The 14,884-nt window shown below is 70.5% G+C and carries 13 protein-coding genes and 1 pseudogene; 7 read left to right on the top strand and 7 right to left on the bottom strand.

Annotation, left to right across the window (positions count from 1 at the left end; translation table 11 throughout):
• Positions 1-1,764, bottom strand: a 1,764-nt coding sequence (locus tag ACWC5O_RS42710; RefSeq protein WP_450781241.1) for a type I polyketide synthase, incomplete at its 3' end; no start/stop codon positions are given.
• A gap of 423 nt (positions 1,765-2,187) precedes the next feature.
• On the opposite strand from ACWC5O_RS42710, the gene ACWC5O_RS42705 reads away from it, so the two are divergent.
• Entirely contained in the window at positions 2,188-2,496 is a 309-nt protein-coding gene (locus ACWC5O_RS42705) for a hypothetical protein (protein WP_450591968.1), read from the top strand.
• Positions 2,497-2,619: 123 nt separating this feature from the next.
• Here the strand turns inward: ACWC5O_RS42705 and ACWC5O_RS42700 are convergent, their stop codons facing one another.
• Both ACWC5O_RS42700 and ACWC5O_RS42695 read right to left on the bottom strand, forming a co-directional pair.
• On the bottom strand, positions 2,620-3,198 hold the full coding sequence (locus tag ACWC5O_RS42700) for a helix-turn-helix transcriptional regulator (RefSeq protein ID WP_450591970.1): 579 nt from the start codon (positions 3,196-3,198) through the stop codon (positions 2,620-2,622).
• A 737-nt stretch (positions 3,199-3,935) separates the two neighbouring features.
• Positions 3,936-4,136, bottom strand: a pseudogene (locus ACWC5O_RS42695) (metallophosphoesterase); the annotation flags it as partial.
• 395 nt (positions 4,137-4,531) lie between these two features.
• On the opposite strand from ACWC5O_RS42695, the gene dhaK reads away from it, so the two are divergent.
• From dhaK to ACWC5O_RS42680, 3 genes are read left to right on the top strand one after another with little or no spacing between them, the layout of a single operon-like run.
• Positions 4,532-5,524 (top strand): dihydroxyacetone kinase subunit DhaK, encoded by a 993-nt coding sequence (dhaK, locus tag ACWC5O_RS42690; RefSeq protein WP_450591972.1) that lies wholly within the window; start codon positions 4,532-4,534, stop codon positions 5,522-5,524.
• Between the two features lie 49 nt (positions 5,525-5,573).
• A complete protein-coding gene (gene dhaL / locus ACWC5O_RS42685) occupies positions 5,574-6,185 on the top strand; it encodes a dihydroxyacetone kinase subunit DhaL (RefSeq protein WP_450591974.1) in 612 nt (203 codons plus the stop codon).
• Complete coding sequence (locus ACWC5O_RS42680; RefSeq protein ID WP_450591975.1) at positions 6,178-6,588, top strand: PTS-dependent dihydroxyacetone kinase phosphotransferase subunit DhaM; 411 nt, start codon at positions 6,178-6,180, stop codon at positions 6,586-6,588. The genes dhaL and ACWC5O_RS42680 overlap by 8 nt, the downstream gene beginning before the upstream one ends.
• 215 nt (positions 6,589-6,803) lie before the next feature.
• Here ACWC5O_RS42680 and ACWC5O_RS42675 read toward each other — a convergent pair whose 3' ends face one another.
• Positions 6,804-7,580 carry a glycoside hydrolase family 75 protein gene (locus ACWC5O_RS42675; protein WP_450781239.1) on the bottom strand — a complete coding sequence of 259 codons (777 nt, stop codon included), beginning with the start codon at positions 7,578-7,580 and terminating at the stop codon, positions 6,804-6,806.
• Positions 7,581-8,115: 535 nt separating this feature from the next.
• Complete coding sequence (locus ACWC5O_RS42670) at positions 8,116-8,871, bottom strand: hypothetical protein (protein ID WP_450781238.1); 756 nt, start codon at positions 8,869-8,871, stop codon at positions 8,116-8,118.
• Positions 8,872-9,142: 271 nt separating this feature from the next.
• On the opposite strand from ACWC5O_RS42670, the gene ACWC5O_RS42665 reads away from it, so the two are divergent.
• The 3 genes from ACWC5O_RS42665 (at position 9,143) to ACWC5O_RS42655 (ending at position 12,257) form a co-directional block, all read left to right on the top strand.
• The gene (locus ACWC5O_RS42665; RefSeq protein ID WP_450591979.1) at positions 9,143-10,258 is read left to right on the top strand and encodes a glycosyltransferase; all 1,116 of its coding nucleotides are present in this window, start codon (positions 9,143-9,145) and stop codon (positions 10,256-10,258) included.
• Positions 10,259-10,558: 300 nt separating this feature from the next.
• Complete coding sequence (locus tag ACWC5O_RS42660; protein WP_450591981.1) at positions 10,559-11,539, top strand: fibronectin type III domain-containing protein; 981 nt, start codon at positions 10,559-10,561, stop codon at positions 11,537-11,539.
• 178 nt (positions 11,540-11,717) lie between these two features.
• Entirely contained in the window at positions 11,718-12,257 is a 540-nt protein-coding gene (locus tag ACWC5O_RS42655) for a hypothetical protein (protein WP_450591982.1), read from the top strand.
• A gap of 10 nt (positions 12,258-12,267) precedes the next feature.
• On the opposite strand, the gene ACWC5O_RS42650 is transcribed toward ACWC5O_RS42655, so the two are convergent.
• Positions 12,268-12,840 carry a PadR family transcriptional regulator gene (locus tag ACWC5O_RS42650; RefSeq protein ID WP_450591983.1) on the bottom strand — a complete coding sequence of 191 codons (573 nt, stop codon included), beginning with the start codon at positions 12,838-12,840 and terminating at the stop codon, positions 12,268-12,270.
• Between the two features lie 28 nt (positions 12,841-12,868).
• Complete coding sequence (locus ACWC5O_RS42645; protein WP_450591984.1) at positions 12,869-14,884, bottom strand: FAD-dependent oxidoreductase; 2,016 nt, start codon at positions 14,882-14,884, stop codon at positions 12,869-12,871.

Below are 14,884 nucleotides of genomic sequence, written 5' to 3'. Positions count from 1 at the left end.
CTCACACGCCTCCATCGACGCCGCGAACACCGGCGAGGCATCCCACAACTCCCGCCCCATACCAGCCCACTGCGCCCCCTGACCCGGAAACACGAACACCACCCGGTCACCACCACCGGCGACCGCACCCCGCACCACACCGGCACCGGTCACCTCACCAGAAGCCAACACCCCCAGCCCCCCAGCGAGTTCACCCCGCTCGGCGCCCAGCACCACGGCCCGGTTCTCGAACGCCGTACGCGTCGCAGCCAACGACCACGCCACATCCACCGACCGCACATCACCCGCAGCCGACTCCACAAACGACGCCAACCGACCCGCCTGACCGGCAAGACCCTCCCCACCACGACCCGACACCACCCACGGCACCACACCACCAGCCACCAACACCGGCGCCACACCACCACCACCGGACAAACCCTCCGGCACGGATGACACAACCGGCGCCTCCTCCAGCACCACATGCGCATTCGTCCCGCCCATCCCGAAGGCACTCACTCCGGCGATGAGGGGCGCGTCAGGGCGGGGCCAGGGACCGAGGGTGTCCTGCACCCTCAGGCGAAGGGCGCCAAGCGGGATACCGGGGTTGGGGGTCTCATAGTTGAGGCTGGGCGGAAGTTCGCGGTGCTGGAGCGCCAGTACCGTCTTGAGCAGGCCGGCGATTCCCGCCGCGCCTTCCAGGTGGCCCACGTTGGTCTTCACGGAGCCGACGCGCAGAGGCTCGTCGACGGCCCTTCCCTCGCCGAGAACGGCGCCGAGCGCGGCCGCCTCGACCGGGTCTCCGACCGGCGTCCCGGTCCCGTGGAGTTCGACGTACTGGATGTCGTGCGGAGCCGCCCCGGCCTTGTGCAGGGCGCGGCGGATGACGTCTTCCTGGGCGCGCGGGTCGGGGGCGGTGAGTGTGTCGCCGCCCCCGTCGTTGTTGACGGCGCTGCCGCGGATGACGGCGCGAATGGGGTCGCCGTCGGCGAGGGCCCGGTCGAGCGGCTTGAGTACGACGAGGCCGGCGCCCTCGCCCCGGACGTACCCGTTGGCGCGGGCGTCGAAGGTGTAGCAGCGGCCGTCCGGCGAGAGCGCGCCGAAACGGTGCGGGTACAGGCTGCTCTCCGGGGCGAGTTGAAGGTTGACACCGCCCGCGATGGCCATGTCGCTGTCGCCGCCGCGCAGGCTCTCGCAGGCGAGGTGGAGGGCGACGAGCGAGGACGACTGCGCCGAGTCGAGGGTGATGCTGGGGCCGCGCAGGCCGAGCAGATAGGAGAGCCTGTTGGCGACGAGGGCGCGGTGGGTGCCGGTGAAGGTCTGGTGGGTGACGCTGTCGGGACCGAGCCCGTGGAGCAGGGTGGCGTAGTCGTCGTGGGCTGCGCCGATGAACACGCCAGTGCTGCTGGAGCCGAGGTGCTCGGGGACGACGCCGGAGTCCTCCAGGGCCTCCCAGGCGAGTTCGAGGACGAGGCGTTGCTGGGGGTCCATGGTGTCGGCCTCGCGCGGCGAGATACCGAAGAAGCCTGCGTCGAAGCGGTCGACTTCGTCGAGGAATCCGCCCCAGCGGGGTGCGTCGTCTCCGGAGGTGTTCTCGGCGGACGCGCCGGCAAGCCGCAGACGGTCGGCGGGAGTCGGGCGCACGGCGCTGTCACCGTCGCGCAGCAGGCGCCAGAGGCCGTCGGGGTCCGGGGCGCCGGGCAGGCGGCAGGCCAGGCCGATGACGGCGATGGCATGCCGGGGCGCGGCATCGAGCCCGTACCGTGTGCGTTCTGACTCGCTCATTCCACTCCACCAGCTTGTCGGCCCAGCCCGGGTGGGCCGTATGGACCGTATGGACCGCAGACGTCGGGTACGGCGTGTGCGCGGCATGCGTACGGCGCACGGCGTAGGTGGCGGCCCGTACCACCCGGTCAGGGGTCGGGCAGCGGATCGCGGACCGCCGGGGCTCCCCACGCTAGGGGCGCACGGACTAGGGCGGCCCCTAGATTCATGCCGGGTCCAGCGGGTGCGGGGACCGTCCTGGGACGGTGTGTTTCGGGAAACGCCCAGATATGGCGCGAGGGAGGGCGCCGGGTGTTGCGCTGTTGCGGGTTCTCCCGCCTGAATGAACGCAACACCGCCCTGGGGTCGGCGGTGACGTGTCCGGGTCCGGGGTCGGCGTGCGCGACGGCGCCTTGGCCGGTCCGGAAAAGGCGGAGGGAATTCATGATGAACGCGGAACTCGCGGACATGCGCGATGCCTTGGTCAAGCTGCGCAGCAGCGTTGAGACGCTGCGGCTGGCCGAGGGCGATTCACCGTACGTCCGCAGGCTGACGATCGATCTCGATCGCTTCCAGTTGGACATGGAAGACCTCTCAAAGCCTGCCTCCGGGGCGGGAGTTCGTCGGACGGCATTGCTCAACGGGAGTACGTGTGCGCGGGACCAGGACCTCATCCGGGTCGACGACGGCCCTTACCAGCACCTGCCGTGGCAGGACGCGGACGACGAGGGCATCGGTGGTCACCGCCACTGAGGGGCGCTGAGGGTCACCGAGGGCACCCCTCGGTGACTCCGTGGGGGCCGGGCCGCGAAGAAGAAACGCCGGAGTCCCCGGCGAGGCCAGGGAATCCGGCGCCGGCACTCGGTGCCGCTGGGGTCACTTCACGAAGTCGGGCACGGCTCGGGGCGGCCAGTTGCCGACCGTGAGGACGCCCATCGAGTACGCCCTGGAGACGAGCGCGGCGCGGTTGGGTGCCTTGAACCGACGGAGCATCAGACCTACGTGGTATTCGACGCCCTGTCGGCTGAGGTAGAGGCGCGAGGCCAGCTGGATGGTCGAGGCGCCGGTGGCGACACCCTCCAGAATGCAGGCGTCCAGGGCTGTGAGCACCGGCGTCGGTTTGGCGGGCCGGTCCGTGGCTTCGACCGGCTCGTCCTCCGGGCTCATCAGGACGACGACACCTGAGAGGTCGTCGCCTTCTCCCTTGACGGCTATGCCGGTGATCTCCGCCGAGAAGACCCGGTCGTGGCCGCGCATGGCGACCACTCGCTCGACGAAGCGGCTGCCGTGGCCGTTCGAGAGACGGGTGAAGTGCTTGGGAAGGATGTTACGGGCGCTCGGATGCAGGACGTCGTAGATGCTCCGTCCGCAGATCTCCGTGGAAGACCGGGCGACATGACGGAAGAAGTCGGCGTTCGCGGCCTCTATCTTGAGGCCGGCGTCCAGACTCGCCATGCAGGTGACGTGGTGCGGGGCGCTCTGCCGCCGGTCTGCACGGCGGGTATTGCGCGAGAATTCGGGAAGGCCACTAACCATTGCCGACCTGTCGGTGTGGGGGAGCATGGAAGTCCTCTCCTGAACGTCAACGCGGAACTATTGATTCAACAGCGAAGGCAGAGGAAAGCCGCTGCGATGAATACTTCCATTCCTTTTCTGCGCCGCTGTCGGCGACAGTAGGTCGGCCGTGCACGAGGAGTCAACGATGGTCAGGGCCGACGGGGGAAATACTGCGGTGCCCCGTACGGCCGGTTCGGTCATCGCGCGTAGCAATGGTTCGGTGCGAGGGTTCGGTACGGTCACACATGCACCGGCTGCCAAGAGTGCACACCCGGAGTCCGGGTCGCCGCGGCGCGGCCGGGGGTGTGTCGCAACCGGGTAGGGAACGGCCGGGACAGCCCTTCGGTCTGCACTTTCAGCGGAACATCGAACGACCGTAACCTGAGCGCCCACATGCGGAAACGCCGGCCGTCTCACCCGTCGGCAAGGGCATGTAGCGATCCGATAACGATGCCGACCTCTTGGTTTGATCATGGAAGGGATGGGAACCACCGCGCCGGTTCGGGCGGTCCGCCCAGGCAGATGACAGAGTCTTCCACCCGAGTCCACAGCCATCTCCACAGCCATTCGGTGAAGCGGGGGAAATGCAACCCGGATATACCGCGGATATCCGGGGAAATGAGTTACCCCGGCTTTCAGGGTTCGTGCCGGCTTCCGGTGGCCGCAATTGTCTCGGGCGACTCAGGCACCCGCAGGTTGTACACACTGAAGGCCTGCCCGATGACCGGCTGCGCGACGTTCCGCGCCTTGACGCCGCCGTGCTCCGTGCCGGCGTACCCGTGCACCGCGAGGTCCGCGTCCGCCGTGCCGATCGCCTCGGCCGGCAGGTAGCCGCCGGGATGATGGCGCGCGGCGGCCGGGAACATGGCGAGCCGGTGTAGGCCACGGTTGACGCCCTCCCGCGCCATCAAGCACTCGCCCTGCGCAGCGTCCCGCCGACCAGAACCCCGACCGCCCACACTTAGCTCATGAAGCGCCACACAGCGTGAAAGCTGGGCGGTCGCAGGTGACAAGGTCGATACTGCCAATAGACGGACGGAGGGTACCCCGATCACGGTAGCCGCCAACACCTGACACTTTGTCGCCAAAGTCAGCACCGAGTCAGCAACAGACCCGCTGCAAGCCGGATCCAACCGCAACGAACCGCCAAGATCTAGAACTGCCCTCAGCGCCGGTGATCTGCGAAGAAGCAGGTCCTGAGCCCCAGTGCCAAGCTCACGAGGAGACACCCATGAGGATGCTGATCAACGTCCCGGAGACCGTGGTGGCAGACGGGCTGCGGGGTATGGCGGCCGCACATCCCGAGCTGACCGTGGACGTGGAGAACCGGGTGATCGTCCGCCGGGACGCTCCCGTGGCCGGGCAGGTCGCGCTCGTCTCGGGTGGTGGGTCGGGGCACGAGCCGCTGCACGGCGGATTCGTCGGTCCGGGCATGCTCTCGGCGGCCTGTCCCGGAGAGGTGTTCACCTCGCCGGTACCGGACCAGATGGCGCGCGCCGCGGCCGCCGTTGACAGCGGGGCCGGCGTGCTGTTCATCGTGAAGAACTACACCGGTGACGTGCTGAACTTCGACATGGCGGCCGAACTCGCCGAGGACGAGGGCATCCAGGTCGGGAAGGTGCTGGTCAACGATGACGTGGCGGTCACCGACAGCCTGTACACGGCCGGCCGGCGCGGCACGGGCGCGACCCTGTTCGTGGAGAAGATCGCGGGTGCCGCCGCGGCCGAGGGACAGCCGCTGGAGCGGGTGGAGGCCGTCGGGCGGCAGGTGAACGAGAACGCCCGCAGTTTCGGTGTCGCGCTGAGCGCCGTCACCACCCCGGCCAAGGGCACTCCGACCTTCGATCTGCCCTCCGGTGAACTGGAGTTGGGCATCGGCATCCACGGCGAGCCGGGCCGGGAGCGGCGGGCGATGATGACCTCCGGGGAGATCGCCGACTTCGCGGTGCACGCCATCCTGGAGGACATGCCCCCGCGCAACCCCGTACTGGTCCTGGTCAACGGTATGGGCGCCACCCCGCTGCTGGAGCTGTACGGCTTCAACGCCGAGGTGCAGCGGGTGCTCGGCGAGCGGGGGGTGACCGTGGCCCGCACCCTCGTCGGCAACTACGTCACCTCCCTCGACATGGCCGGCGCCTCGGTCACGCTGTGTCAGGTCGACGAGGAACTGCTGCGGCTGTGGGACGCACCGGTGCATACCCCGGCCCTGCGCTGGGGCATGTGACACGGCGGACGACGAAGCGGTCAACACCTCTACGACGCAAGGAGATCCAGTGCTCGACGCCGATTTCTTCCGCCGTTGGATGACGGCGACCGCCGCATCGGTCGACCGGGAGGCGGAACGGCTCACAGCCCTCGACTCGGCCATCGGGGACGCCGACCACGGCACCAACATGCAGCGCGGTTTCACCGCCGTCATGGCCAGCCTGGAGGAGGAGGCGCCGGCCACCCCGGGTGCCGTGCTGGTCCTGGCCGGGCGTCGGCTGATCTCGACGGTCGGCGGGGCGGCCGGGCCGCTGTACGGCACCCTGCTGCGCAAGGCCGGCAAGGCGCTCGGGGACACGGCCGAGGTCAGCGAGAAGCAGCTGGCCGAGGCGCTCAGGGCGGGCGTGGACGGCGTGATGGCGCTGGGGGGTGCGGCGCCCGGCGACAAGACCATGATCGACGCCCTCGTCCCCGCCGTGGACGCGCTCGGCGACGGCTTCGGCGCGGCGCGGGCGGCCGCGGAGGAGGGTGCGGTGGCCACCATTCCGCTGCTGGCCCGCAAGGGCCGGGCCAGCTATCTCGGCGAGCGCAGTATCGGGCACCAGGATCCGGGAGCCACGTCCTCGGCCCTGCTGGTCGCCGGACTGGAAGAAGCGGCTTCGGGAGCGTCCGGTGAGTGACGAGAAACTGGTCGGGATCGTGCTGGTGTCGCACAGCGCGGAGGTCGCGACGTCCGTCGCCGAGCTGGCGAAGGGCCTGGCGGGCGGGGCCACCGCGGTGCCCGTCGCCGCGGCGGGCGGCACCGAGGGGGGTGAGCTCGGCACCAGCGCCGAGCTGATCTCAGCGGCGGCTGCGGCTGTGGACCGGGGTGTCGGGGTCGCCGTCCTCACCGACCTCGGCAGTGCGGTGCTCACCGTGAAGGCGCTGCTCGCCGAGGGCGATGAACTCCCGGACGGCGCACGGCTGGTGGACGCGCCGTTCGTCGAGGGTGCGGTGGCGGCGGTCGTCACGGCGGCCACGGGGGCGGACCTCGACGCGGTGGAGGCGGCGGCAGCGGAGGCGTACAGCTACCGGAAGGTGTGAGGCGCACCGGCTCAGGGAGCTCTCCGCCCCTGAACCCCCGGCCTGTGCTCACCCACCACCCGACTCGGCAGGCGGAAAGGGCACCCGGCCGTCCTGACCCCGGTGAGTCGAAAGGGCGCCCTGCCGCCCCGACTTCCCAAGCCGGACAGTCGCCCGCCTGTTTGGGGGCTCGGTGAGCGAGAGCGCCTGTACGTCGCGCGCCGGCCGGGCCGGCCTCACTGGGCTCCGACGAACTGCCGCGCCAGCCGCTGACCGTCCGTCACCGCCGCACGGCGGTCCTCGATCGGGGTGACCCGCGAGTCCTTGAAGACGATGTACGTGACACCGGAGGGGACTCCACCGTTGCGCGGATCGGGCCGGATGCCGAGGGCCCGGGCGGTGGCGTAGGAGGCCTCGCCGATGAGGTCACGCGGGCCTGTGTCGCCGACGACCGCGTACTGCACCCGGCCCCGGTAGATCACGGCCGCCACGGAGCCGCCCCGGATGCCGTTCGCGCGGTGGTCCCAGATGCCACTCGGGGCAGGGACCACGATGTAGGGCAGGGACTCGGCGTTCAGGTGGCGGCCGTCGGACTGCTGGTAGGCGGTGGCGGTGAAGAAGAACGGATCGGTACGGCGGTTGCAGCGGGCGGTGGACCGTCCGTCGCAGTCGACGTCCAGGTCGGCCTTCCAGAACACCGCCTTGCGCGTGCCGCAGACCGGCACGGTCGCGGGGGCACCGCCATCGGCGCGGTACCGGCCCCGGGAAACCTGGGTGCAGGTGCGTACCCGGTCCAGCAGGTCGGCGGCGGTCACGGCGTCCTCGCCGGGGGCCACGAGCCCCGGGCCGACAGTGGTCACGGCGTCCTCGCCGGGGGCCACGAGCCCCGGGCCGACAGTGGTCACGGCGTCTTCGCTGCGGGCCACAGGCCCTGGGGCGACCGCGGCGGGAGGCGTCGTCGGGGCGAGCAGGGCGGCGCCGGCCGCGGCCAGCTTCAGCGACTGGACACGCACTCTGAGGGACCTTCTCCTGGGGTACATTTCGGACATTTTGCCCAAAATGATGCCGTTGGCCGAGTACAGCCACCCCCATGGGGCTGGATGGAGCATCCCTCTGACGCCCTGTGGCTGCTCGCCTTGTTCCGGGCCGCCCCCTTTGGCGGGCCTTCTGCTCCTCGGCCACGGCACGCCGGTTTCCCCCCTTGGCGATCCGCATGCAGGGCTCGATGAACTCCCGTTCCGCATCGTTCAGTTGCGCCTGCGTCATGCATGACGATCCACCCGAACCCGCCCCGCCGAGAGAGCAGATCCCATGGACTGATCACAACTGGACACCCATGGAAGGCGGTTCACCGCCCACATCAACCTCGGTCTCCGCGCTCGTGGCCCACCTGAAGGACAAGCTCAGGCGTGCCTGCCGTGCCAGGATGCTTCCCGGCACGGCAGAGCGTTGCCCATCAGGAGCGGCGCAGGCCCTGCCTTGCAGCGGCCCGCATTCCCTGAACGCGTGGATGTGCTTTACGCTCTCGGAAACCGCTCACCGTGAACGTCACGGTTGGTTGACGAGTGGAGTCCAGGGCTCGTCCCAGACGAAGGTGCCTCCCTGGATGTCACCGTGTGTCTCGTACACCGTGTTGTCGGTGGTGAGCACCTTGGCGTAGGCCGAGTTGCCCTGCGCCGTGATGGATACGGCACACGGATTCTCAGGGTAGCCGGGGTTCGGGTCTCCGTCACTGATGTTCTGCCAGACGTAGGGCCCGGTCGCCTCGAAGGTGATGCCGTCCCCGTCGAGGTCCGCGCCGCCGTCGTGGGGCCGACGGCCGACGTGGTAGCTCCCATCGGCGAGGAGTGCCGCGCTGAATTCCTCGGAATTGCTGGGAGCGTAGCTGTCGATGTCGACACAAGGGCCGGTGGCGCCCGTCGGACCCGTCGGACCCGTCGGACCCGTCGGACCCGTCGGACCCGTCGGACCCGTCGGACCGGTGTCGCCCGTCGGACCCGTCGGACCGGTGGGGCCCGTCGGACCCGTCGGACCCGTCGGGCCGGTCTTGCCCCTGCAGTCGTCGTGGTCCCCACCGCCGTGGTCCCCACCGCTTTGGGAGGTACTCTCGGCCTTGCACTCGCCGTTGCCCGCGGGCGTGCTCTTCAGGACTGCTGACGACCGGGGGGTGAAAGTGCCGGCAAGTGCGGGGCTGGAGAGGCCCAGCACCACGAGGGCCAGCGATGTCGCCGCGGCTCCGACGAGCCGTCCGCGCCGCTGCGGAAGCGGGCCGAGTCTGAATGGGGCCCTGTTGGCAGGACTCATGAAGTGACCTTTCCTGAGTTCGAATTACTCATGCACCCGGGGGTGCGAACGCCTGTCCGGGCGTCGCTATGAGCTGTTGGTCATAATTTGGCCATAAGTGGGGTGTATGACATGAGGCGCGCACACGAATCAGCACAACGACCGCCCGAAGACCCCTGAACGGAGCAGACGTCGGCGTGCCGGAGCTCTTGCGGGCCCGTCACTTCCTTAAAGTCACCGGCACCTTCACATGGCGAACGGTGATGATGTGAATCCGTCCATTTGCCTTTGCATGATCGTCAAGAACGAGTCACGCGTCATCGAACGCTGCCTCTCGTCGGTTCGCGACCTGATCACCACCTGGGTCATCTCCGACACGGGATCCTCGGACGGCACGCAGGAGCTGATCCGCGACGCACTCAGGGGCATCCCCGGCGAACTTCACGAGGAGCCGTGGGTCGACTTCGGTCACAACCGCAGCCTGAACATCGCTCACGCGCGCGGGAAGGCTGATTACCTGCTCCTGCTCGACGCCGACCTGGAGATCCGGCAGGACAGCCCCCTGCCGCCCTTGACTGCCGCGTCCTACATGCTGCGGCACGAAGGCAAGCTCGAGTACCGCATCAAGCGGCTGGTGAGAGGCGACATCGCCTGGCGCTACGAAGGTGTCACGCACGAGTACCTCACCACCGACGAACCGGCCGATCAGGCAATTCTCGACGCTCTGGTCATCGTGGACCACGCCGACGGAGGGTCGCGTCACGACAAGTTCGAGCGCGACGCACGTCTGCTGAGCGCCGAGCTCGAGCGAGATCCCGACGACGCCCGCACCGTCTTCTACCTGGCCCAGACCATGCGTGACATGGGCCGGGCGGAGGAGGCCATGGCGCTGTACGAGCGTCGCGCCGAGATGGGCGGTTGGCCTGAGGAGGTCTACTACTCACAGCTCCAGGCAGGCATCCTCAAGGCCGAGACCGGCGACTGGCCGGGCGCCATGGACATGCTCGTGCAAGCTCAGGAGACCCGGCCCCACCGTCTGGAAGCCCGTTACGAACTGTGTTCGCGACTGCGTGCCATGGGCCGCTACCAGGCGGCATACGCCTTCGCCGCGACCGGCCTCAACCGGCCTGTGCCGGACGACCTGCTTTTCGTCAGCCCCTGGGTGTACCGATGGGGGATGTTGTTCGAGTTCTCGATCAGTGCCTACTGGGTGGGGGACGCGGCAGGCTCACATCAAGCATGCGACCGGCTCCTCGCCATGCCCGAGTTGCCCGCCGCCCGCCGCAGGCAGACGCTCGCCAACCGCGAATTCGCCACCCGGCGCCTTTCCGCCGTGCTGGGCACTCCCCTCGGCGGATCCGCGCGTCGCGGACGGCCCAAGGCCACGACGTCAAAGCGCGGGAAGTAGGCCGGAGCTTTTCTTCTGGATCCTTCGGGCGAACCCGAGAGAGCAACAGGGGCCGGGGGCCTGAGCCGATGTCGGCCCAGGCCCCCGGCCGCCCGCGTCGGCGCGGGTCCGGCGACGACAGCGTTTCCGCGCCACAGGCATGAACTGCCCTGCCCTCTCGGGGAGTTCAGCCCTGGGGAGACCTCAGCATACGTAACTCCCGCGCAAGGTCACCAACACGGCCCCCTTGCTTCGGCCGCACAGCCCGGGCATATTGGTCCGGACCTTTGCCTGTGATGCCGTCCCCTGGGAGGCAGCGCCGTGCGACGTGTTCCCCTCCGGCCCGTGCTGACCTGCGGAGCCCTGGTGCTGGTCGCGTCCTGCGGCTGGAGCGGTGCGGCCGACGGCGACGGCGGGCGGGCGCCCGGCGCTCCGACGGGCGTCACCGCCGCGGCCGGGAGCGCCACCAGCGTGCACGTCATGTGGAACGCGGTGCCGGACGGGCCCGGGATCCGCACCTACGAGGTGTATCGCGGCCCCACGAAAGTCACCGAAGTACCGGGCTCGCAGCACATGGTGGACGTCACCAGGCTCAGGCCGTCCACCGTGTATGTCTTCACCGTGCGGGCCCGGGACGGGGACGGCCGACTCGGGCCGCCGAGCCGCGAGGTGCGGGCGCGGACGCCCGCCGTAGTGGCGGCGGACCGCTCGGCCCCCACCCGCCCGCTGCGGCCGGCCGGGCGGGCGGTCGGCAGCCGGGCGGTCCAGCTGTCCTGGACCGCCTCCCGGGACGGCAGAGGCGTGGTGTCGTACGACGTCTACCAGGGCGGCGCGAAGATCCACAGCGTCGGCGGCGGCCAGACCGCGACGGTGGTGACCGGGCTGCGTCCCGGCACCCGGTACGTCTTCACCGTGCGGGCGCGGGACGCGGCCGACAACCTCTCGCCCGCGAGCGCGCCGGTCCGGATCGGTACGCCGGGCACCGACGCCGGCCGGGACACGGCACCGACCGGGTTCACCGCGACGACCCACCGGTCCGCCGGGGCCTACTACATCGACCTCGCCTGGGATCCGCCGCGCGTGGACGGGGTGATCACCGAGTACCAGATCCGGCTCGACGGCACCACGACCACCTCCCTGGTGTGGGGCGGCGACCCGCCGCGCGGCCGGGCGCGCTACAGCTTCTACGTCGGGCGGGACGCGGGGGCCGAGCACCGGGTGCGGCTGCGGGCGCGGCTGCCGGACGGCACCTGGGGCGGGTTCTCGGCGGAGCGGACGGTGACCACGGGCGTGGGCGGCTGACGGCCGGTGGGCCGGTCTCGGCCCGCACCGCACGCAGGCAGCCCGTCACCTGACCGGGCGCGGTCCGCGTGCGGTGGAGTCCGGGGCCGCGTTTGCTGCCTTTGAGGGCAGCACGGACGTTCCCGACCCTCGGCGGCGCATGGGATGTGCCGCCAACCGTGCCGCCGGAGGCCAGCCAATGCGAAACTCCAGACTTCTCCTCCGCTCCGGCCTGACCCTGGCGGCCGCCGCCGCGCTCCCGACCGCACTCGCCGGGCCCTCGGCCGCGGTCTCGGGAATCTCGGTGAGCACCACCGGGTCCACGGTCTCGGTCGTCACGAGCGCCTGTGTCCAGAACAACGGCAACTGGGGCACCGCCTCGCTGCTCAGCAGCGGCCAGGCGAACTTCGCCCAAGGCCGCCAGGTGGCCCTGTCGGGCACCACCATCAGCCAGTCCGCTGCCTGGTCAGGAGTGAGCCCGGGCACGTACACGGTCGTGGTGGTCTGCTCCAACGGCGCGACCGCCGGCAGCCAGTCCGTGATCGTGTCGGCCGCCACCACCCCCACGACCTCGTCGACGCACGCCGCGTCCCCCTCGCGCGGCGTGATGGGCGGCCTCGGTGGCGCGGCCCGCGACTACGGCCCGCTGACCCTGGGCGTCGGCGTGGCACTGGTGACCTCCGGCGTCGTCGGCACGGCCTGGTTCCTGCGCCGCCGCTCGAAGCCGTACCGCTTCTGAGGCCTCCCCGTCAGCCGGACGTGTCGCCGGTCGGTTCCGGCGCCTCGGCGGGCAGGGCGGTGAACTCCTTCAGGGCGTGGGTCAGCCACTGGGTCCAGAAGGTCTCCAGGTCGATGCCCGCCCGCAGGACCAGATGCCGGAGCCGGTCGTGCGGGGCGGCCCGGTCCGGCGGGAAGTCGCGCCGCTCGATCTCCTCGTACTCGGCCAACTGCCGCTGATGCAGCTCCAGATGGCGGCGCAGGTCGGCCTCGAGGCCCGCCGTGCCGACCACCGCCGCGGCGCGCAGCCGCAGCAGCAGGATGTCCCGCTGCGGCTTGGGGTCCTGGGAGGCGGCGGTCCAGCGGGCCAGCTCGGCGCGGCCCGCGGGCAGAACCTCGTAGCTCTTCTTCTGCCCACGGGCCGGCTGCTCGGCCGGCAGGGTGCGGATGTAGCCCTCGGCCTCCAGCTTCCCCAGCTCGCGATAGATCTGCTGGTGCGTCGCGGACCAGAAGTAGCCGATCGACTTGTCGAACCGGCGGGTCAGCTCGAGGCCCGACGACGGCTTCTCCAGCAGGGCGGTGAGGATGGCGTGCGGGAGTGACATGGGCTCATCCTAGGGACGGGCGTACGGCCTACAGGGCCGCCGCCAGCTCGGTGCCCTGCTTGATGGCCCGCTTGGCGTCCAGCTCGGCCGCGACGTCGGCGCCGCCGATCAGGTGGGCGCTGCGGCCGGCGGCGACCAGCTGCTCGTACAGGTCGCGGCGCGGCTCCTGGCCGGTGCACAGCACGACGGTGTCGACCTCCAGGACCGTGCTCTCGTCGCCGACGGTGATGTGCAGGCCCGCGTCGTCGATGCGGTCGTAGCGCACGCCCGGGACCATGGTCACGCCGCGGTGCTTCAGCTCGGTGCGGTGGATCCAGCCGGTGGTCTTGCCGAGTCCGGCGCCGACCTTGGTGGTCTTGCGCTGGAGCAGGTGGACCGTGCGCGGCGGGGCCGGCCGCTGCGGCGCCGCGAGGCCGCCCGGTGCCGCGTAGTCCATGTCGACGCCCCAGTTGCGGAAGTACGTCTCCGGGTCCTCGCTCGCCTTGTCGCCGCCGTCGGTGAGGTACTCGGCGACGTCGAAGCCGATGCCGCCGGCGCCGAGGACGGCGACGCGGTCGCCGACGGGGGCGCCGTCGCGCAGGACGTCGAGGTAGCCGAGGACGCGGGGGTGGTCGACGCCGGGGATGTCGGGGGTGCGCGGGGTGACGCCGGTGGCGACGACCACCTCGTCGTAGCCGGCCAGGTCCTCGGCGGTGACCCAGGTGCCGAGGCGTACGTCCACGCCGTGCTCGTCGAGCTGGTGGCGGAAGTAGCGCAGCGTCTCGTCGAACTCCTGCTTGCCGGGGACCTTGCGGGCCACGTTCAGCTGGCCGCCGACCTCGCTCGCGGCGTCGAAGAGCACTACGTCATGGCCGCGTTCGGCGGCGCTCACCGCGCAGGCGAGGCCCGCCGGACCGGCGCCCACGACGGCGACGCGCTTCTTCAGCCGCGTCGGGGAGAGCACCAGTTCCGTCTCGTGGCAGGCGCGCGGGTTGACCAGGCAGGAGGTGATCTTGCCGCTGAACGTGTGGTCGAGGCAGGCCTGGTTGCAGCCGATGCAGGTGTTGATGGCCTCGGGCGTACCGGCCGCGGCCTTGTTGACGAAGTCGGGGTCGGCGAGCATCGGGCGGGCCATGGAGACCATGTCCGCACAGCCGTCGGCGAGCAACTCCTCGGCCAGCTCGGGGGTGTTGATGCGGTTGGTCGTCACCAGCGGGACGGACACCTCGCCCATGAGCTTCTTGGTGACCCAGGTGTAGGCGCCGCGCGGGACCGAGGTGGCGATGGTGGGGATACGCGCCTCGTGCCAGCCGATGCCGGTGTTGATGATCGTCGCCCCGGCGGCCTCGACTGCCTTGGCGAGGGTGACGACCTCCTCCAGGGAGGAGCCACCCGGGACCAGGTCCAGCATGGAGAGCCGGTAGACGATGATGAAGTCCTCGCCGACGGCCTCGCGCACCCGCCGGACGATCTCGACGGGGAAGCGCATCCGGTTCTCGTAGGAGCCGCCCCAGCGGTCCTCGCGGTGGTTGGTCTGCGCGGCGATGAACTCGTTGATGAGGTAGCCCTCGGAGCCCATGATCTCGACGCCGTCGTACCCGGCCTGCCGGGCGAGGCGGGCGGCGCGGGCGTAGTCGTCGATGGTCCGCTCGACATCGGCGTCGCTGAGTGCGCGGGGCACGAAGGGGCTGATCGGGGCCTGCAGGGCGCTCGGGGCGACCAGGTCCTGGTGGTAGGCGTACCGGCCGAAGTGCAGGATCTGCATCGCGATCCGGCCGCCCTCGCGGTGGACGGCCGCGGTGACGGCCTTGTGCTGTTCGGCCTCCGCCTCGGTGGTGAGCTTGGCGCCGCCCTCGTACGGCCGGCCCTCGTCGTTGGGCGCGATGCCGCCGGTGACGATGAGGCCCACTCCGCCGCGCGCGCGGGCCGCGTAGAACGCCGCCATCCGCTCGAAGCCGCGATCGGCCTCCTCCAGACCGACGTGCATGGAGCCCATGAGCACGCGGTTGGGCAGCGTGGTGAAGCCCAGGTCGAGCGGGGACATCAGGTGCGGGTAACGGCTCAT

The sequence above is a fragment of the Streptomyces sp. NPDC001450 genome, assembly GCF_053597295.1.
Note: the sequence above shows the minus strand (reverse complement) of the source record. Positions and strands in the feature narration are given on the sequence as shown.